The 16,355-nt window shown below is 68.5% G+C and carries 18 protein-coding genes and 2 riboswitches; of the genes, 4 read left to right on the top strand and 14 right to left on the bottom strand.

Going from position 1 to position 16,355, the window contains the following annotated elements:
• Positions 1 to 15: 15 nt before the first annotated feature.
• From gcvH to AC3WLD_RS09550, 5 genes are all read right to left on the bottom strand, one after another.
• On the bottom strand, positions 16 to 387 hold the full coding sequence (gene gcvH / locus AC3WLD_RS09570) for a glycine cleavage system protein GcvH (RefSeq protein ID WP_492556722.1): 372 nt from the start codon (positions 385 to 387) through the stop codon (positions 16 to 18).
• The gene (gcvT, locus tag AC3WLD_RS09565; protein WP_492556721.1) at positions 388 to 1,551 is read right to left on the bottom strand and encodes a glycine cleavage system aminomethyltransferase GcvT; all 1,164 of its coding nucleotides are present in this window, start codon (positions 1,549 to 1,551) and stop codon (positions 388 to 390) included.
• A gap of 33 nt (positions 1,552 to 1,584) precedes the next feature.
• Positions 1,585 to 1,692, bottom strand: a riboswitch (glycine riboswitch).
• A 1-nt stretch (position 1,693) separates the two neighbouring features.
• Positions 1,694 to 1,794: riboswitch (glycine riboswitch) on the bottom strand.
• 52 nt (positions 1,795 to 1,846) lie between these two features.
• Positions 1,847 to 2,536, bottom strand: coding sequence for an NAD(P)H-binding protein (locus AC3WLD_RS09560; protein ID WP_492556720.1), 690 nt, complete (start codon positions 2,534 to 2,536; stop codon positions 1,847 to 1,849).
• Positions 2,529 to 3,695 (bottom strand): deoxyguanosinetriphosphate triphosphohydrolase, encoded by a 1,167-nt coding sequence (locus tag AC3WLD_RS09555; protein ID WP_492556719.1) that lies wholly within the window; start codon positions 3,693 to 3,695, stop codon positions 2,529 to 2,531. Before AC3WLD_RS09555 ends, AC3WLD_RS09560 begins: the two co-directional genes overlap by 8 nt.
• Positions 3,696 to 3,783: 88 nt before the next feature.
• Positions 3,784 to 4,482, bottom strand: a complete 699-nt coding sequence (locus AC3WLD_RS09550) for an aspartate/glutamate racemase family protein (RefSeq protein WP_492556718.1) — start codon at positions 4,480 to 4,482, stop codon at positions 3,784 to 3,786.
• A gap of 172 nt (positions 4,483 to 4,654) precedes the next feature.
• Here AC3WLD_RS09550 and AC3WLD_RS09545 point away from each other — a divergent pair, with 172 nt between their 5' ends.
• Positions 4,655 to 5,338, top strand: a complete 684-nt coding sequence (locus AC3WLD_RS09545; RefSeq protein WP_492556717.1) for a hypothetical protein — start codon at positions 4,655 to 4,657, stop codon at positions 5,336 to 5,338.
• Here AC3WLD_RS09545 and AC3WLD_RS09540 read toward each other — a convergent pair.
• The 8 genes from AC3WLD_RS09540 to AC3WLD_RS09505 all read right to left on the bottom strand — a co-directional run bounded on the left by AC3WLD_RS09540 (position 5,335) and on the right by AC3WLD_RS09505 (position 11,502).
• On the bottom strand, positions 5,335 to 6,324 hold the full coding sequence (locus AC3WLD_RS09540; protein WP_492556716.1) for an SO2930 family diheme c-type cytochrome: 990 nt from the start codon (positions 6,322 to 6,324) through the stop codon (positions 5,335 to 5,337). The genes AC3WLD_RS09545 and AC3WLD_RS09540 overlap by 4 nt on opposite strands.
• Positions 6,321 to 7,532, bottom strand: a complete 1,212-nt coding sequence (locus AC3WLD_RS09535; RefSeq protein ID WP_492556715.1) for a parallel beta-helix domain-containing protein — start codon at positions 7,530 to 7,532, stop codon at positions 6,321 to 6,323. Before AC3WLD_RS09535 ends, AC3WLD_RS09540 begins: the two co-directional genes overlap by 4 nt.
• A 150-nt stretch (positions 7,533 to 7,682) precedes the next feature.
• Positions 7,683 to 7,985 (bottom strand): hypothetical protein, encoded by a 303-nt coding sequence (locus AC3WLD_RS09530; protein WP_492556714.1) that lies wholly within the window; start codon positions 7,983 to 7,985, stop codon positions 7,683 to 7,685.
• 107 nt (positions 7,986 to 8,092) lie between these two features.
• Positions 8,093 to 9,550 carry an NAD(P)(+) transhydrogenase (Re/Si-specific) subunit beta gene (locus AC3WLD_RS09525; protein WP_492556713.1) on the bottom strand — a complete coding sequence of 486 codons (1,458 nt, stop codon included), beginning with the start codon at positions 9,548 to 9,550 and terminating at the stop codon, positions 8,093 to 8,095.
• A gap of 4 nt (positions 9,551 to 9,554) precedes the next feature.
• The gene (locus AC3WLD_RS09520; protein ID WP_492556712.1) at positions 9,555 to 9,839 is read right to left on the bottom strand and encodes a proton-translocating transhydrogenase family protein; all 285 of its coding nucleotides are present in this window, start codon (positions 9,837 to 9,839) and stop codon (positions 9,555 to 9,557) included.
• Position 9,840: 1 nt separating this feature from the next.
• Complete coding sequence (locus AC3WLD_RS09515; RefSeq protein WP_492556711.1) at positions 9,841 to 10,218, bottom strand: hypothetical protein; 378 nt, start codon at positions 10,216 to 10,218, stop codon at positions 9,841 to 9,843.
• A gap of 20 nt (positions 10,219 to 10,238) precedes the next feature.
• Positions 10,239 to 11,372 (bottom strand): NAD(P) transhydrogenase subunit alpha, encoded by a 1,134-nt coding sequence (locus AC3WLD_RS09510; protein ID WP_492556710.1) that lies wholly within the window; start codon positions 11,370 to 11,372, stop codon positions 10,239 to 10,241.
• A gap of 7 nt (positions 11,373 to 11,379) precedes the next feature.
• A complete protein-coding gene (locus AC3WLD_RS09505; RefSeq protein WP_492556709.1) occupies positions 11,380 to 11,502 on the bottom strand; it encodes a hypothetical protein in 123 nt (40 codons plus the stop codon).
• Between the two features lie 164 nt (positions 11,503 to 11,666).
• Here AC3WLD_RS09505 and AC3WLD_RS09500 point away from each other — a divergent pair, with 164 nt between their 5' ends.
• From AC3WLD_RS09500 to AC3WLD_RS09490, 3 genes are all read left to right on the top strand, one after another.
• Positions 11,667 to 13,085 (top strand): sigma-54-dependent transcriptional regulator, encoded by a 1,419-nt coding sequence (locus tag AC3WLD_RS09500; RefSeq protein ID WP_492556708.1) that lies wholly within the window; start codon positions 11,667 to 11,669, stop codon positions 13,083 to 13,085.
• A gap of 216 nt (positions 13,086 to 13,301) precedes the next feature.
• Positions 13,302 to 14,069: an SDR family NAD(P)-dependent oxidoreductase gene (locus AC3WLD_RS09495; RefSeq protein ID WP_492556707.1), complete on the top strand. Its 768-nt coding sequence runs from the start codon at positions 13,302 to 13,304 to the stop codon at positions 14,067 to 14,069.
• Complete coding sequence (locus AC3WLD_RS09490) at positions 14,069 to 14,536, top strand: NUDIX domain-containing protein (protein WP_492556706.1); 468 nt, start codon at positions 14,069 to 14,071, stop codon at positions 14,534 to 14,536. The genes AC3WLD_RS09495 and AC3WLD_RS09490 overlap by 1 nt, the downstream gene beginning before the upstream one ends.
• A 557-nt stretch (positions 14,537 to 15,093) precedes the next feature.
• Here AC3WLD_RS09490 and folP read toward each other — a convergent pair.
• Entirely contained in the window at positions 15,094 to 16,224 is a 1,131-nt protein-coding gene (gene folP, locus AC3WLD_RS09485; RefSeq protein ID WP_492556705.1) for a dihydropteroate synthase, read from the bottom strand.
• Positions 16,225 to 16,355 lie beyond the last annotated feature (131 nt).

Raw genomic sequence — 16,355 nt, 5'->3', positions numbered from 1 at the left:
AGCCCGGGACGACGCTCAGAGCCCCGCGACGTAGTCCTTGTAGGCGGCCTCATCCATCAGGCCCGAAAGCTGTCCGGCGTCGGCCAGCGTCATCCGCCACAGCCAGCCGCCGGCCTCGGGGTCCGAGTTGACCAGTTCCGGCTCGTCGGCCAGCGCCGCGTTCACCGCGGTGACGGTGCCCGAAACCGGCGCGTAGACGTCGGACGCGGCCTTGACCGAGTCGACCACCGAGGCGCTGTCACCCTTGGCCACGCTCTTGCCCTCTTCGGGCAGGTCGACATAGGTGATGTCGCCGAGCTGGCCCTGCGCATAAGCGGTGATGCCCACGGTGGCGCTGTCGCCCTCGACCTCGATCCATTCGTGGTCCTGCGTGAAATAGCGGGTCATTCAGGCGGCTCCTTTGCGGTGATAGCGGTGAGGGACGAACGGCATCGGCGCGGCGGTCGCGGCGAGGCGCTTGCCGCGCACGTCGATCTCGAGCGCGGTGCCGTCGGCGGCATGGCCGACTTCGACGTAGGCCATGGCGATCGGACGCTCGAGCGACGGCGAGAAACCACCCGAGGTCACGACGCCAACCTTCTGGTTTCCGGCATAAACCTCGGCACCTTCGCGCGCCGCCTGGCGGCCTTCGAGGGTGAGGCCGATGCGCTTGCGGGCCGGCCCGCTAGCGAACGCCCCCTGAATCCGCGCCGCGCCGGGGAAGCCGCCCTGCTCGCGCCGGCGCTTGTTGATGCCGAAGGCGAGCCCGGCCTCGACCGGCTCGAATTCCGGGGTCATGTCGTGGCCATACAGCGGCAACCCCGCCTCCAGCCGCAGCGAATCGCGCGCGCCGAGCCCGATCGGCCGGACCTCCGGCTCGCCGCATAGCAGCTCGGCGATTGCGGCGGCGTTCTCCGCCGGGATCGAGATCTCGAACCCGTCCTCGCCGGTATAGCCCGAACGGCTGATCCAGGCGTCGATCCCGCCGAGCTTGAATGCCCCGCCCTTCATGAAGGTGAGCGAGGAGACGCCCGGCGCGTGGCGCTCCAGCGCGGCCGCCGCCTTGGGGCCCTGAAGCGCCAGCAGGGCGCTGTCGGAGAGGTGGTTGAGGGTGATCTCGTCGGGCAGGTAATCGAGCAGCGTCGCGATATCGTCCCACTTGGTCGCCCCGTTGACCACCAGATAGAGTCCCGTCCCCCAGCGCGTGACCATAAGGTCGTCGAGGATCCCGCCGTTGTCGTCGAGCAGCAGCGAATAGCGCACGCTGCCCACGGCGAGCGTTGACAGGTCGATGGGCAGCGCGGCTTCGACCGCGGCGTCGAGGCCTTCGCCCGACAGATAAAGCTGGCCCATGTGGCTGACGTCGAACAGCCCGGCGCTGGTCCGGGTCCAGAGATGCTCGGCCTTGATGCCGCCGCCCTCACCGTCATACTGGACCGGCATCCAGTATCCGGCGAACTCGACCATCCGCCCACCGCGCGCGCGGTGCCAGGCGTCGAGGGGCAGGACCTGGGGGCCCAGCTCCACTTCCTCGTCGGCGAGGTCGATATCGATTTCGTCTTGCTGACTCACAACTCTGGCTCCCGCAAAAAGCGCACCGTTACCGGCGCCCCCTCTGTCACGGAACCTGAGAGCTTTCCTGCAAGTTCCTGAAAACCCGCAGTTACCCCTTCGGTGGCCTCCTCAAGGAAGGCTCTTTCCAGAGTGCCGCTATTGACCCGTCACGGTCCTTGCTGCCTGAGAGATTCCGGGGCGGTTGCTCCTTCGGCGCCGGCCGTTTCCTGCGAATCGGCCAGACTCTCCCGCGTGGTCAGCGGCTGCCCCGGATTTCGCAGCGCAGCATGGGCGAGTCAACGTGGCCGACGCGTTATTCCCCGCGATTCCGCTTTCGCAGGACACGCTGCATCGAATCCCACTCATGGATGAAGCGCCCGCGCACCTTTTCACCGGCCAGCGCAAGGATCACGTCGGCCACCGTCGCGGCGCGGATCGAACGGTACTTGCGCGCCGAGCCCATCAGCAGCGGCGAGAACAGCGGGCTGGCCAGCATTGCCAGCCGCTCGCCGAGGCGCAGCGGTCCCTCGCGGCGGCCGAGCAGGAGTCCGGGGCGGATCAGGTCGAGCCGGTCGAAGTGCAGCCTGGCCAGCGCATCCTCGGTCTCGCCCTTGACCGACAGGTAGAAGTTCTTCGCCCCCGACGCCGCGCCCACGGAGGACACCGCGATCAGGTGCGGCACCCCCGCCTCCTTCGCCGCGCGCGCCACGGCCATGACGAGGTCGTGGTCCACGGCGCGGAACGCAGCCTTGTCCCCGCCGACCGTCCTGATCGTCGTGCCGAGCGCGATCACCACGACCTGCGGCTTCGCGGCGCGGATCGCCTCGGGCCAGCTGGCCGGATCGGCGACGAGCATCTCCATCCGCGCGCCCGGCGGCAGCGGCACTTCGCGGCGGGCGAGCGCGGCGATCCTGACGTCATGCCGCCCGGCACTGCGCACCATGACCTGCCGGCCGACCATGCCGGTGGCGCCGACGAGGACGATGTGAATGGGGTCAGACATTGCGAAGTCCTTCCGGTTCCTCGCCGAACAGCCGGGCATACATGTCGGCAGCGTAGCGGTCGGTCATCCCCGCGATGAAGTCGGCGATGTGGCGCGAGCGGCCCGGCTCGCTGCCAGGGAGCGCCTCGCGCCAGCTGGGCGGGAGCTGCGCGGGATCGGCGGCATAGGCGGCGAACAGGCGGGCCACCACCTCCCTCGCCCGCTCCGCCGTGGCGAGCTGGTCGGGGTGGTAATAGAGCCGCTGGTACATGAACTGCTTGAGCACCCGCTCCTCCGCCGCCATCGCCGCGCTGAAACCGCCGAGCGGGCGACCGGCGGAGCGGACCTCTCCGGCCGAGGCGACGCCCGCATCTCTCACCCGCGCCTGCGTCTCGGCGATGACGTCGTTGACCATCCGCCCGATCTGTCCGCGCACGAGCTCGCGCAGCAGGCGGTCGCGCGGAGCATTGCCATGGCGGCGCTCTATTTGGCGCCACTGGTCGGCGACCGCGGGGAGCGTCAGCAGGTCGTCGAGCTGCAGGAACCCGGCGCGCAGGCCGTCGTCGATGTCGTGGTTGTCATAGGCGATATCGTCGGCCACCGCCGCCACCTGCGCCTCGAGCGAGGGCCACTGGGCAAGCTGGAGCGGGAACGCGGCGTCGAGTTCGGCCAGCGCCCAGTTCGGCTCGTGGATCGGGCCGTTGTGCTTGGCGAGGCCCTCGAGCAGCTCCCAGGTGAGGTTGAGCCCCTCGTGCCCGCAATAGGGCGATTCCATCCGCATCAGCACGCGCAGGGTGTTGGCGTTGTGATCGAACCCGCCGGCCTGCGCCATCGCCGCCTCGAGCGCGTCTTCCCCGGCGTGGCCGAACGGCGGATGGCCGATGTCGTGGGCGAGGCACAGCGCCTCGGTCAGGTCCTCGTCCAGCCCCAGCGCACGGGCGATCACCCGCCCGATCTGGGCGACTTCGAGGCTGTGGGTCAGGCGGACCCGGTAGTGGTCGCCATCGGGAGCGATGAAAACCTGGGTCTTGTGGCGCAGGCGGCGGAACGCGATCGAGTGGACGATCCGGTCGCGGTCGCGCTGGAACGCACTGCGCGGGCCCCGGGCCGCGCTCGGCTCCAGCCCGAACTCGCGGCCGCGGGAGCGTTCGGCAAGGGAGGCGTAGGGAGACAACGTCATCCCGGCGAACGCCGGGATCGCTGGCCGGCTAGCTCGCGAGAACGCTGCCAGCGGTCCCGGATCAAGTCCGGGACGACGTTGCACGCGATCATTTCCCCAGGATCCAGTCCGCCGCGGCTTCGGCGTGGATGCGGGTGCCGTCGTAGATCGGCAGGACGTTGGCATCGACGTCGATGACCATTTCCAGCTCGGTGCAGCCGAGCACCACGGCCTGCGCGCCGGCCTGGCTCATCACGGTGATGAGGGTCTTGAAGGTCCGCTCCGCGCTGCGGGTGGCCTTGCCCATCATCAGCTCGTCGTAGATGATCCGGTCGATCTCCTCGACGTTGTCCTTGACTGGCGGCATCAGCGTGATCCCGTGGGCGACGAGACGCTGGCGGTAGAAGCTTTCGAGCATGACGTTGCGCGTGCCGAGCAGCACCGCGTTCTTCACGCCCGCCGCCTGCATCCGCTTGCCCACGCAATCGGCGATGTGGAGCACCGGGATCGAAACGGCCCCGGCGACCTTGTCATAGACCTTGTGCATCGAGTTCGCACCGATCACCAGCGCGGTCGCCCCGGCCTGCTCCAGCCGCTGCGCGCTGTCCGAGAGGACGGCGGCGGCGTGGTCCCACTGCTCGGGCGTGGACAGGCGGACGAGGTCGCTGAAGTCGAGGCTTTCGATCAGCAACGGCGCGCTTGCTGCTCCGCCGACGCGGTGCTGGATGATGCGGTTGAGATGCTCGTAATACGTGCGGGTCGAGACCCAGCTCATGCCGCCGATCAGGCCGAGTTTGCGCAAAGTCATGAACTCCCCGGGATGTCTTGGAAGGCCCCTGTTGGGCCCGGCATTACGGGAGGGCGCGCGGGGCGTCCACCCGGCAGGCACCGGAACGGTTGCGTTTTGCCGCACCGCGGGTAGCAGTCGTCGCCGGGAGGGATCCGCCGCAGCCACGCGGCGGCTGAGGGAGATCGTGTCGATGAAGCGCGCCAGCCTGATGGCAATCGCCATGTTCGCGCTCGCCGGTTGCGGCGAGACGTTGCCCAGCGGCGAGCCGGCGCTGCGCGAGGCGGTTGGCGCGATGTCGGCGGGCAAGCCGGTTTCCGCCAGCGGCGAGGCCCTTGCCGCCGACATGGCGAAAACCACGGTCGACCTGACATCGGGCTTTGCCGGCGAGGAACTTGCGAGCCAGTGGGACGAGGCGCGGATCGCCGACAAGGTCGCCGCCGCGCTGCAGCCCAACGCGCAGCGGCTGGAGGACGCGTTCTTCGCCGCGCTGACCAAGTCGGTTCCGGCCGAGACGACCGAACAGCTCGTCGGCGACACCCGCAATGCGAAGAAGCTCGCCGCCCTGCAATGCGCCTACCGGCCCGAGGGGATGCGCTTCGAGCTGGGAACCTGTGACATGGAGGCGATGGGCAAGCCGGCGGAATGGGGCCCGCGCTACATCGCGCTCAAGCAGGGCCTCGATACCGCGGCGCAGGACCCGATGGTGCTGGGCATCATCGGCTCGGCCGCCTGCGACGTCTCCGACGAATTCCTGAATGCGGCGCGCGAGGCCAATCCGAACTTCTTCGCCACCGACCCCAAGGTCACCAAAGACGGCAAGACTTATGACTGCGCCGCCTTCCGCAAGATGGCGACGCCGGGGGCGAAGAACTAGCGCTTCATCGCCGCGATCCACCGGGTAACGACGTCGAGCCCCGCTGGATCGAGGGTGGACCGACCCAGTTCGGGCATAGAGACCCCGCCTTCGAGGCTGCCCATGCGGTATGCCAGGATCGAGTGCGCGGGATCGCCCGGCACGATGTCGTACTCGAAGTTCCCCGCCCCGCGCCCGGCGGCGACCGGGTGCTTGAGGACGCCGAGCTTGATCGGATCGTCCTGTTCCCAGCGCAGGTCGAGGCCCGAATTCGACGCCGATCCCGCCGGGTTGTGGCAGTGCGCGCAGTTCGCCTCGAGGTATCCGCGCGCGGCCAGCGCCAATGGGGCGTGATCGCGCTGCTCCCAGACGGGGACGCGGCGGGACACGGCGGGCACCGCGTCGAGCCGTCCAGCCTTGTGCTCCGCCTCCAGCCACTCGGGCGAAAGGTTGCGCGCCTTGGGGCCGATCGGGGTGACCGCGCCCGACAGCGCGTGGCATTCCTTGCACTGGTTCTTGTTGGGGATGGCATAGCTGATCGCCTGCCCGGCCGGGGTGGTCAGCGCCATGCGCCCGCCCGCCAGCGCCAGCCGGGCCTCGGTCTGCTCGTCGTTCCAGCGATAGGGCAGCGCCACCCAGCCCTCGGCGCGGTGGAGCAGTACGCGGGTTTCGATCAGGCGGTCCCCGAACTTGAACGTCTTGATCAGCGCCGCGCCGACCGGGAGGCCGAGCAGCCCCTCTCCCCGTCCCTTCGCCTGAGTCCCGGGCGGCAGGTAGAGGAAGCGCAGCTTCTCCGCCCCGTCGGACCACAGCGGCGTGTTGAGGCGATAGGGTGTAACGCCCGCCGCCGGCACCTGTTTCGCCGCGTCGCTGAAGAAGCCGTACTCGGCCAGCGTCGCCGGGAAGGCGCTGCCGGTCACCGCCGCGTCGTTGACCGCCGGCGGGGGCATCGCGGCGCTGGCGATGGCGGTGGCCGCAAGCAGTGCCGCAGTAGCGAGGAGCTTCATGGCACGGCGCGGGCCAGCAGCGCGGCGGGCGCGCCGACGGTGGTGCGGTCGATCGCCTTGCCGGTGGCCGGGACCGTGAGCGGACCGGGCTGCGCGGTGTCGGGGCTGTCGCCTTGCCCCTTGAGATTGAGCGACCAGCCCGGCAGCGCGGGATCGACCGCCAGTGTTCCCTCCGGCTTGCCGAGCCCGTCCCACAGCACCGGCGGCAGCGCGCCGCCGAATGCCGCGAGCAGCAGCTCCTTGCCCGGAAGCTGCGGGTCGGTCGCCCCGCCCGACAGCGTGTTCGCGCCGATCACGACGTTGCGCGGAAAGGGATTGTAGCGCTTGTCCTCGAACGTCTTGGGATAGGCGAGGACCATGACCTGCGAGGTCAGGTTGTCGGCCAGCAGGTTGTTCGACACCTCGACCCCGTCGTTGGCCATGATCATCACGCCCGTCCCCCGGCGGACCTGCGCGACGATGTTGCCCTTGGGCGCGAAGTTCGGCTGGTTGTTGCGGACGACGAGGTTCTTCTCGATCAGCGTGTTGCCGCCGCCCATTACCGGCAGGTTGGGCAGGTCGAAGACAAGGATCCCGCCGGTGTTGCCGGTGACGAGGTTTTCGCTGACCACGGCGTTGCGGCTGTTCTCGATCTCGATCCCGGCGACGTTGCCGGAGACATAGGAATAGCGGACCGTGATGTCCTTGCTCTGCCCGACATAGATTCCGGCGTCGGATGCGCCCAGGACCACCGCGTCCTCGACCAGCACGCCGGTGCTTTCGACCGGGTAGATGCCGTAGGCGCCGTTGGTCTCCTTCGGCCCGCCGGTCCATTCGACGCGCACCCGGCGATAGACGATGCGGTCCGCACCTTTGGACTTGATCCCGTCGCCGTGCGGGTTGATCACCGCGAAATCGGCCAGCGTGACGTCGTCGGAGGTGACGAGCAGCCCTTCGCCCGCGCCCTGCTGTCCGGTGAAGTCGAGCACCGTGGCATCTCGCCCCGCGCCCTTGACCGTCACCCCGTTGGCGTCGAGCGACAGCCCGTCGGTCAGCTCGATCCGGCCAGCGCCGATCTGCACGACGTCGCCCGGCTCGGCGAGAATCAGCGCCTCCTGCAGCCTGGTGGCGGCGTCCGGGCCGGCGGCGACCTCGATCGTTTTGGCATGGAGCGGACCGGCGAACGCAAGCGCGGCGCCGATGGCGATGGGGGTTGCAGGCATCCTCATGGCTCGGATGATGAACTGACAGCGGTGTAAGTCAACTGGAACTCCCCTCCCGCTTCCGGGAGGGGCTGGGGGTGGGCCTGTCAGAAAGCTGGGCGGCACCCTTGCCCACCCCTGACCCCCTCCCGCAAGCGGGAGGGGAATTGCAAGCGCCTACTTCTTCTCCGCCGCCAGCCCCGTCGCGCACAGCGCCGCCGAGCTGGCCGTGACCGCGATCACCTCGGCATCGCCGACCTTGCGGACCGCGGCGACGTATTGCGGGAGCGTCTTCCTGTCGCCCTGCAGCGCCTGGAGCTTGCGCAGCTGGCCGATGGTCAGGCGGTCGGTCATCCGCTCCGCCATGCATTCGGCGTTGGGTTCGGACAGGCCGCTATCGACCAGCGCGGACTTGACCCGGCCCTTGGCGAGCTTCTCGACGCAGCCGGTGGCGAGCAGGGCGGCTGCCACCGCTCCCATCAGAACCGCTCCCCCGCGCAGGCGGGGGCCTCCATCAATCAGGCGGACCGTTTGCGGCACGAGGTCCCCGCCTTCGCGGGGACGCCGCGAGGAGGCGGAGCGCTTGCTCAGTGCCCCAGCGCCTTGACGATATCTTCGACGACCTTCTTGGCGTCGCCGAGCAGCATCAGGGTCTGGTCCATGTAGAACACGTCGTTGTCGACGCCGGCATAGCCCACGCCGCCCATCGAGCGCTTGATGAAGAACACCTGCTTGGCCTTCTCCACGTCGAACACCGGCATCCCGTAGATCGGCGAGGACTTGTCGGTCTTGGCCGCCGGATTGACCACGTCGTTCGCGCCGATGATGAACGCGACATCGGCCTGGGCGAACTCGGAGTTGATGTCCTCCAGCTCGAACACCTCGTCATAGGGGACGTTGGCTTCGGCGAGCAGCACGTTCATGTGCCCCGGCATGCGCCCGGCGACGGGGTGGATCGCGTACTTGACGCTGACGCCCTTGGCCTTGAGCTGGTCGCCCATCTCGCGCAGCACGTGCTGGGCCTGGCTGACGGCCATGCCGTAGCCCGGAATGATGATGACGCTTTCGGCCTGTTCGAGCATGAACGAGGCGTCCTCGGCCGAGCCGCGCTTCCACGGGCGCTGCGCCTTGGCCTCGCCGCCGCCGGCCGAAGCCTCCGCACCGAAGCCGCCCGCGATCACCGAGATGAAGCTGCGGTTCATCGCCTTGCACATGATGTACGACAGGATCGCGCCCGACGAGCCGACCAGCGCGCCGGTGATGATCATCGCGGTGTTGTGAAGCGTGAAGCCCATCGCCGCCGCAGCCCAGCCCGAGTACGAGTTGAGCATCGAGACCACGACCGGCATGTCCGCCCCGCCGATCGGGATGATCAGCAGGAAGCCGATAATGAAGGACAGTACGGTGATCGCCGCGATCACCCACAGGCTCTCGTCCTGCGTGAAGTACGCGGTCAGCGCGACGATCGCCGCGAGCGTGCCGAGGTTGATGACGTGCCGCGCCGGGAGCAGGATCGGCGAGCCGCTCATGTTGCCGTTGAGCTTGGCGAAGGCGATGACCGAGCCGGAGAAGGTGATCGCGCCGATGGCGATGCCGAGGCCCATCTCGATCCGGCTAACCGGGTTGATCGTGCCTTCCGGCAGGAGGATGCCGAACGCCTCGGGGTTGAGGTAGGCGGCAAGGCCGACCAGCACCGCGGCGAGGCCGACGAGGCTGTGGAACGCCGCGACCAGCTGCGGCATGTCGGTCATCGCGATCCGGCGCGCGGTGACGATCCCGATCACCGCACCGAGCCCGATCGCCGCGACGATCTTGGCGAGGATCACGAGGTCCTCGGGCGTCGGGCGCGGCCACCAGTGGCCTTCGGGGATCGGCGCCTGCGTCGCCATGGTCGTGGCGACGGCGATGAACATGCCGATCATGCCATAGCGGTTGCCCGCCCGGCTCGTCGCCGGCGAGGACAGCCCGCGCAGCGCGAGGATGAACAGGACGCCCGAGGCGAGGTACGCGATCAGCGCCCAGGCGGGCAGGACAACATGCTCCATCGCCTCAGCCCTTCTTCTTCGACTTGTACATCGCCAGCATCCGCGCGGTGACCGCGAAGCCGCCGAAGATGTTGACGCTCGCCATCGTCACCGCGGCAAGGCCGAGCCAGCTCGACGCGAACCCGCCTTTCGCCGCCGCCGCAACCAGCGCGCCGACGATGATGACCGAGGAGATCGCGTTGGTCACCGCCATCAGCGGGGTGTGCAGCGCGGGCGTGACCGACCAGACGACATAATAGCCGACGAAGCAGGCGAGCACGAAAATGCTCAGGATCGAGATGAAGTCCATGTCAGTTCCCCGAAGTCTTCGTGGCGGTCCAGGGCAGCACGAAGCTGCGCCCCTCCGCCCAGGTCATACCGACCATCTTGCCGTCCACGAGACACGCGGACGTGTGATAGAGACCCTGGCCATCGGTCGTGCGAAACGCCACGCACGAACGGCCCTGCGCGGTCCCTGCCTTCCCGGCGAGGATCTCGCTGTCATAGAACGAGCCAGTCACCACCTTGTCCGGCGCGATGTGCAGGACCATCGGCTTGCTGTACGGCGCATCGTCAAGCGACGGGCGAAGGTCGACGGTCCACTCGCCTTCGATCTGGGCGTAAGCAGCGCTTAGTGGCGGCGGCGGCGGCGGTGGTGGCGACTGGAAGCCGACGAGGGTCAGAGCCATCACCGCTCCGAGTACCGGACTCACCCGAGCAACCTCTCGCTCACGACCTTCCCGCCCTGCGTCAGCCGCACGGCATTGCCGATTTCCTCGTCCAGCACCGGTTTCCCCGCGTCCTTGTCCCAGAACGCCGAGAGGAAATTGAACAGGTTGCGGCTGAACAGGGCCGAGGCGTCGGCCGGCAGGTGCGCCGGGGTGTTCGAATAGCCCACGATCTTCACGCCGTGCTTCTCCACCACCTGGTCCGGCACCGAGCCTTCCACGTTCCCGCCCTGCGCCACGGCGAGGTCGTAGATCACGCTGCCGGGCTTCATCGTCGCGATCTGCGCGTCGCTGATCAGGCGCGGCGCGGCGCGGCCAGGGATCAACGCAGTGGTGATGACGATGTCCTGCTTGGCGATGTGGCTGGAAACCAGTTCGGCCTGGGCCTTCTGGTATTCCTCGCTCATTTCCGTGGCATAGCCGCCCGCGCCCTCGCCCTCGATCCCGGCGACGCTTTCGACGAAGATCGGTTTGGCGCCGAGGCTGACGATCTGTTCCTTCGTCGCCGAACGCACGTCCGTCGCCGAAACCTGCGCGCCGAGGCGGCGGGCGGTGGCGATGGCCTGGAGCCCGGCGACGCCCACGCCCATGATGAACGCCTTGGCAGCAGAGACAGTGCCCGCCGCGGTCATCATCATCGGGAAGGCGCGGCCATAGAGGTTGGCGGCGACCAGCACGGCCTTGTAGCCGGCGAGGTTCGACTGTGAGGAGAGGATGTCCATGCTCTGCGCGCGGGTGATGCGCGGCATGAACTCCATCGCCAGTGCTTCGAAGCCTGCGGCGGCATAGGCATCGACCCGGGCGCGCTGGCCGAACGGGTCCAGCCCCGCGACGATCCATGCGCCGGGATTGGCACCGGCGAGCAGCGCCACTTCCGGCCCCTGCACGCCGAGCACGATGTCCGCGCCCTTCGCGGCCTGCCCTTCCGCGGCGATCTCGGCCCCGGCGGCGGCATAATCGGCATCGGCGATCGAGGCGGAAACGCCCGCTCCCGCTTCGACGGTGACCGCCGCGCCCAGCGCGATGAACTTCTTCACAGTTTCGGGCGATGCCGAAACACGAGTTTCCCCAGTCGCGCGTTCGCGAAGAACGGCGATCCGCGTGGCCGCGCTCACCCGCTGGTTACTGGATGACGACGACGACGATCGCGGTGAGCACCGCGAGGATCGGAACCGACCACTTGAGGAGATTCACGAACCCGCCATAGGTCTGGTTGGCGGCCTTCATGTCGTTGCCCGAAGCCATTTTTCTTCCCCATGTCCATGGCGCGAGCGCTTGCTGCGCGCCGAATTGCAGGGTTCCTCTATCGTCACAACGCGCGCACCTCAAGGGCGCACGAACCATCCCACGCTTAACAGCCCCTTTACCCTTCGGTCCTATGAACTGTCCCATCCGAGGACGGGAGAACAATGGCCGAGACCGAACAGCGCCTGCTGATGCTCATCGACGACGAGCCCGCGCAGTGCCGTTTGATCACGGCGCTCGCGGCCCGCGAGGGCTGGCGCACGATCATCGCCCGCGATTCGGAAACCGCGATCGCCACCCTCGGCACGCGGCAGGGGATGCAGCTGGGCGCGATCATCCTCGACCAGTGGGTGCCGGGCGACGACGCCTGCAACCTCATCGCCGAACTGAAATCGCGCCGCCCTGCCCTGCCGATCCTGATGCTCACCACCAGCGCCTCGCCGCTGCTGGCGGTGGAAGCGATGCGCGCCGGGGCGACCGACTACCTGATCAAGCCGGTCGCGCCCGACCGGCTGCTGCTCGCCCTGCGCAGCGCCACCACCCGGACCAATCCCGCGACCGAGCTCCAGCCGCTGACCGAGAAGATCGGCGCGAGCCTCGATTTCGATGCGATGATCGGGGCGGCCCCGGCGTTCCGCGCGGCACTCGCCGTCTCGGCCAAGGCGGCGCGCACGCACAGCCCGGTGCTGATCGAGGGTGAGAGCGGCACCGGCAAGGAGATGCTGGTCCGCGCAATCCACGCTGCCAGTCCTCGAGCCCGCACCCCGCTGCGCTTCGTCAACGCCGGGGGCACGCCTGCCAACCAGCTCGAATCGGTACTGTTCGGCCACGAGAAGGGCGCGTTTCCGGGCGCGTTCGAGCGGCACATCGGCGCGCTCCAGCATGCCGACGGCGGGACGCTGGTGATCGACGAGATCGACCGCCTGCCCCCGCACGTACAGGAACGCCTCGCCCGCTCGATCCAGCGCGGCGACGTCCAGCCGATCGGCGCGCGCCATTCGTTCCGGGTGGACGTGCGCATCCTTGCCGCGAGCAACACCTCATTGCGCGAGCTGGCCGAGGGCGGGCTATTCCGCCAGGACCTGGTCGAGGCCCTTTCGTCCGTGGTGGTGAGCCTCCCCGCGCTGCGCGAGCGCGCGGGCGACATTCCCGCGCTCGCCCGCCATTTCCTCGCCCGCATCGGCGAGCAGCCCGGTCTGCGTCCGCTCGGCATCACTGACGGGGCGCTGGCGCTGCTGGGCGCCTACGACTGGCCGGGCAATGTCCGCCAGCTCCAGGCCACGCTGTTCCGCGCCGCGGTGTTCTGCGACGGCGACGCGCTGACCGGGCAGGACTTCCCCAACCTGTCCAACATGGTCGGCGAGACCACCGCCACGCACCAGCACCAGCCGGAAAGCGCGGGGGTGATGCTCTATGCCGCCGACGGCAACCTCCGTCCGCTGGAAGAGATCGAGGCCGACGTGATCCGCCTCGCCATTGGCCACTACCGCGGGCGGATGACCGAAGTCGCGCGGCGGCTGGGGATCGGGCGCTCGACTCTTTATCGCAAGCTCAGCGAACTCGGCATCGACAACGCGGCCTGAGGGCCCAGCCTCAGCCCCCCTCCCGCCGTCGTCATTGCGAGGAGCGCAGCGACGAAGCAATCCACAGCCGCTCACCATGGATTGCCGCGGCTTCGGCCTCGCAATGACGCGGCCTGTGGTCGCACTTTCCGCTTTGGCGGAATGCCTTGTTGATCTGCAACCCGCCCCCGCGCTAGCCTGCCCGCCTCACCCCTTTCTGGACGGGGCAGGACACCCATGACGAACCCGATCGACTTCACCGGCAAGACCGCGCTGATTACCGGCGCGGCCTCCGGAATCGGCGCGGCGACCGCGCGCTTCCTCGCCGCCAACGGGATCGAGGAGCTGATCCTGATCGACCTCGACCGGCCGGGCCTCGATACCCTGGACCTGCCGTGCAAGGTCCAGCCGATCGGCGGCGACGTTTCCGATCCTTCGCTGTGGACCCTGCTCGCCCGCGAGATTCCGGGGATCGACCTCGCCGTGATCAACGCCGGGATCGCCGCGGGCGGGGCGATCACCGATACCGACGTGACCCAGTGGAAGAAGGTCATCTCGGTCAACCTCGATGGCGCGTTCCTCGGCCTGCGCTTTGCGCTGCGACTGATGAAGCGCGCGCAGAAGGGCTCGGTGGTGCTGACCGCTTCGGCCGCCGGGCTCAAGGCCGCGCCGGGCAGCGCCGCCTATTCGGCCTCGAAGGCGGGCGTGATCCAGCTCGCCAAGGTCGCCGCGCTTGAAGCCGCCGAATACGGCGTGCGGGTCAACGCCATCGCGCCGGGCGGGGTCGATACCCCGATCTGGAACGACCTGCCGTTCTTCAAGGACATTGCAGCGAAGGAGGGCAGCCGCGAGGCCGCGATCGAGGCGATGGCGAAGATGGCGACCCCGCTCGGCCGCTATGCCACGGCCGACGAGGTGGCCGGGCAGATCGGCTTCCTCCTCTCCGACATGGCGGCGACGATCACCGGCAGCGTCATGGTCAGCGACGGCGGCTATACCGCCTGATGGGCTGGCCGCAGCGCTTGGGCGTGGGCGCGGCCCGGCTGGTGTGGAAGGTGACGCAGCCGCGCACGCTGGGCGTGCGGGCGCTGGTGATCGACGCTGACGACCGGCTGGCGCTCGTCCGCCATACTTACGGCAATTACTGGTACCTCCCCGGCGGCGGGGTGAAGAAGGGCGAGTCCATACTCGCCGCGCTGGGCCGCGAACTGGCCGAGGAACTGGCGATCCGCGACTACCGGGTGGAGCGGGTGCTCGGCCTCTACCTCAACCGGCTGGAGGGCAAGGAAGACCACGTCGCGGTCTATGTGGTGCGGGTGGATGCCGGGCACGCAATGGCCCGCAACGACCGGCTGGAAATCGAGGACTGCGGCTGGTTTCCGCTGGACGCGCTGCCGGAGGGGGTGTCGCCGGGGACCGGGCGGCGGCTGGCGGAATGGCGCGGCGGGACGATGGGGGATGGGCGGTGGTGAGACGACGCGGCGGCAGGATGCGCGAGTTCCTCCTGCTGGCTACACGGCATCTCGCGTTTCCAATCGAGACGAAACCGAATCCTTACGTCGAGGAAAAAGGTACACCCCGCCTTAGGTCATGGTGTTCCTGGACCACCTTCTCCCGACTTCAAGATAACGCCGACTATTGGACTGCCGAATTGCCGCTTGAATCTGAGCTCGGGGAATTTTGGACGGAAGATGGCGGCACTTGGGGACAGCCGTTCCCCTACCATGATCTCTCGCATGTCATAATTCCACGGCATTTCATCGAAGAGACTATCTCCTCTCCATTCGGATTCCAGCAATGGAGCCACGAGCAGGACCTCATTGGATTATCGGATAGTCTGGCGTCGACCCACATCCGCCATCGAGTGTCCCGGTGGGCGCTTGAGGCAAAAATTTATTGACGGTGATGCAGTGGGCATTTTGCAATCTCCGGCACCCTGGACTTGATCCAGAGCCCCACTTTGTTGTGATCGCGCGAAAAGTAAGCGAGAGCCCGGCATGACCGGGTTGGGGAAGTTGTCAGGTAGCCGCTACCCCTCACCCATCTGCGAAAAGTCGGTCAGCGCCGCGTCCCGCAGCCCGCGCCAGACCCGCGCTGCCTGCACCGTCTCCGCCACGTCGTGGACCCGGTGGAGCTGCACCCCCGCATCCATCGCCTTGATCGCCAGCGCCACGCTGCCGCCCAGCCGCTGGTGCGCCGGGGCCTCGTTCGAGAGCGCGCCGATCATCCGCTTGCGGCTCGCGCCGACCAGCAGGGGCTGGCCGAGCGCGTGGAACAGCGGCAGCGCGTTCAGCAGGGCGAGGTTCTCGGCCAGCGACTTGCCGAAGCCGATGCCGGGATCGAGGATGATCCTGTCCTTCGACACCCCCGCCGCCAGCGCCGCATCGCGCCGCTCGCGCAGCCAGTCGAACACGTCGAGCACGACGTCGCCATAGCGGCCCTCGGCGTGGAGGTCGTCGGCGCCGCCCGGCGCGTGCATCAGCACGACCGGCGCGTCGGCGCGCAGGACGATCTCCAGGCTGCGCGGGTCATGGCGCAAGGCGGACACGTCGTTGACGATCTGCGCGCCCGCGCCCAGCGCCGCCTCGATCACGCTCGACCGGCGACTGTCGATCGAGACCGCCGCGCCCGAGGCGGCGAGCCGCTCGACCATCGGGACGACACGCTTCAGTTCGTCGCCCTCCCACACCGCCGCTGCGCCCGGCCGGGTGCTTTCGCCGCCGACGTCGACGATGGCCGCGCCGGCCTCCAGCATGGCCGAGGCATGGGCATGGGCCTCGCCCGCGTCGTCGAGGAACTTGCCGCCGTCGGAAAAGCTGTCCGGCGTCATGTTGAGGATGCCCATGACCTGCGGCTGGTCGAGCCGGATGGTCCGCGCCTCGCCGTGGATGGTCTTCAGCGCTAGCGGCGGGTGCGCCATGCGCAGGTTCGCCCACTGCTCCTCGCCCTCGGCGGCGAGTTCGTCAGGGAGTTTGGCAAGTGCCTCGGCGATGCCCGCGGGCGACAGCTGCCGGCGCGACACCACCCGCCCCCCGGCGCGAAGGATCAGCGCGAAGCGGTGGGCATAGACCAGCCCGCCGGCGAGGCGGACCGCGTCGCCTTCCTCGCTCTGCGGGCTTTCGGCGAGGCCGATGGGGCGGAGGTAGAGGGTGGTGGTCATGGTTCTGCTTAACCGCAATTCCCGTCGCAATCCTCAAAATCGTCACCCTGAACTCGTTTCAGGGTCCCCTTTGGGCTTGCTCCGAAGCACTGTTGACGGAGCAATGGCGCCGCTGTGCACCACTCTCGGCT

The sequence above is a fragment of the Novosphingobium sp. FW305-C-111 genome (genome assembly GCF_058783565.1).
The sequence above is the reverse complement of the archived record's forward strand: the minus strand, read 5'-3'. Positions and strand labels throughout refer to the sequence as shown.

Coding starts and splice junctions, on each gene's coding strand:
- AC3WLD_RS09515 (WP_492556711.1), bottom strand. CDS start 10,218: ATGGCTCTGACCCTCGTCGGCTTCCAGTCGCCACCACCGCCGCCGCCG.
- AC3WLD_RS09495 (WP_492556707.1), top strand. CDS start 13,302: ATGACGAACCCGATCGACTTCACCGGCAAGACCGCGCTGATTACCGGC.
- AC3WLD_RS09520 (WP_492556712.1), bottom strand. CDS start 9,839: ATGGACTTCATCTCGATCCTGAGCATTTTCGTGCTCGCCTGCTTCGTC.
- AC3WLD_RS09500 (WP_492556708.1), top strand. CDS start 11,667: ATGGCCGAGACCGAACAGCGCCTGCTGATGCTCATCGACGACGAGCCC.
- AC3WLD_RS09505 (WP_492556709.1), bottom strand. CDS start 11,502: ATGGCTTCGGGCAACGACATGAAGGCCGCCAACCAGACCTATGGCGGG.
- AC3WLD_RS09540 (WP_492556716.1), bottom strand. CDS start 6,324: ATGAAGCTCCTCGCTACTGCGGCACTGCTTGCGGCCACCGCCATCGCC.
- folP (WP_492556705.1), bottom strand. CDS start 16,224: ATGACCACCACCCTCTACCTCCGCCCCATCGGCCTCGCCGAAAGCCCG.
- AC3WLD_RS09555 (WP_492556719.1), bottom strand. CDS start 3,695: ATGACGTTGTCTCCCTACGCCTCCCTTGCCGAACGCTCCCGCGGCCGC.
- AC3WLD_RS09530 (WP_492556714.1), bottom strand. CDS start 7,985: ATGGGAGCGGTGGCAGCCGCCCTGCTCGCCACCGGCTGCGTCGAGAAG.
- AC3WLD_RS09560 (WP_492556720.1), bottom strand. CDS start 2,536: ATGTCTGACCCCATTCACATCGTCCTCGTCGGCGCCACCGGCATGGTC.
- AC3WLD_RS09525 (WP_492556713.1), bottom strand. CDS start 9,550: ATGGAGCATGTTGTCCTGCCCGCCTGGGCGCTGATCGCGTACCTCGCC.
- gcvH (WP_492556722.1), bottom strand. CDS start 387: ATGACCCGCTATTTCACGCAGGACCACGAATGGATCGAGGTCGAGGGC.
- AC3WLD_RS09535 (WP_492556715.1), bottom strand. CDS start 7,532: ATGAGGATGCCTGCAACCCCCATCGCCATCGGCGCCGCGCTTGCGTTC.
- AC3WLD_RS09545 (WP_492556717.1), top strand. CDS start 4,655: ATGAAGCGCGCCAGCCTGATGGCAATCGCCATGTTCGCGCTCGCCGGT.
- AC3WLD_RS09550 (WP_492556718.1), bottom strand. CDS start 4,482: ATGACTTTGCGCAAACTCGGCCTGATCGGCGGCATGAGCTGGGTCTCG.
- AC3WLD_RS09490 (WP_492556706.1), top strand. CDS start 14,069: ATGGGCTGGCCGCAGCGCTTGGGCGTGGGCGCGGCCCGGCTGGTGTGG.